The sequence below is a fragment of the Streptomyces roseolus genome, assembly GCF_014649855.1.
Taxonomy (GTDB): Bacteria; Actinomycetota; Actinomycetes; order Streptomycetales; family Streptomycetaceae; genus Streptomyces; species Streptomyces roseolus.
This window is the reverse complement of sequence record NZ_BMTV01000092.1, coordinates 1-655: the sequence shown is the minus strand read 5'-3', so window position 1 is coordinate 655 and position 655 is coordinate 1. Positions and strand designations below refer to the sequence as shown.

1 protein-coding gene is annotated in these 655 nt (G+C 68.5%); it reads right to left on the bottom strand.

What is annotated here, in order from left to right; genetic code table 11:
• Positions 1 to 655 (bottom strand): ABC transporter substrate-binding protein (locus IE245_RS36590; RefSeq protein ID WP_189955781.1); only part of this gene is annotated, 655 nt, incomplete at both ends.

Genomic DNA, 655 nt, shown 5'->3' with positions numbered 1-655 from the left:
CTGGTCTTGTCGCCCTTGGTCCACTGGGGGAGGGGGGCGACGCGCCAGTCGCCGGAGGCGGCGGCGACGCCGGAGGAGAGGTTGGCGGGCATCCAGGCGCCGATGGAGAGGGTGGCGATGGAGCCGTCGGCCAGTCCCTTGTACCAGGCGTCGCTCCAGGAGCTGATGGGGGCGAGGAGCTTCTCGTCGAGGAGCTTCTGCCAGGTGGCGGTGTACTTCTGGGTGCCCTCGTCCTCGAAGTCGATGTTGATGCTGGTCCCGCGCGAGTGATACGGGCGGCCGCCGGCCTGCCGGATGAGGCTGGTGGTGGCGCCGGCGTCGCCGGTGTCGTTGGTGATGAAGACCTTGGGATCGGCCTTGTGGAGGGTGCGGGCGGCCTCGACGTACTCGTCCCAGGTGGTGGGCACCTTGACGCCGTGCTTGTCGAAGACCTTCTTGTTGTAGAAGAACGCCATGGGCCCCGAGTCCATCGGCAGGGCGTTGATGCGGTCGTCCTGGTGAACGGCGTGCCAGGGGCCCGGCGTGAACTTCTGGGCATGCTTGATGGCGCCGTAGGGGGAGAGGTCCTCGACGGACTTGCCGATGGCGAACTGGCCGAGGGCGTAGTACTCGATCTGGGCGACGTCGGGGGCGCCGGAGCCGGCGGCGATGGCGT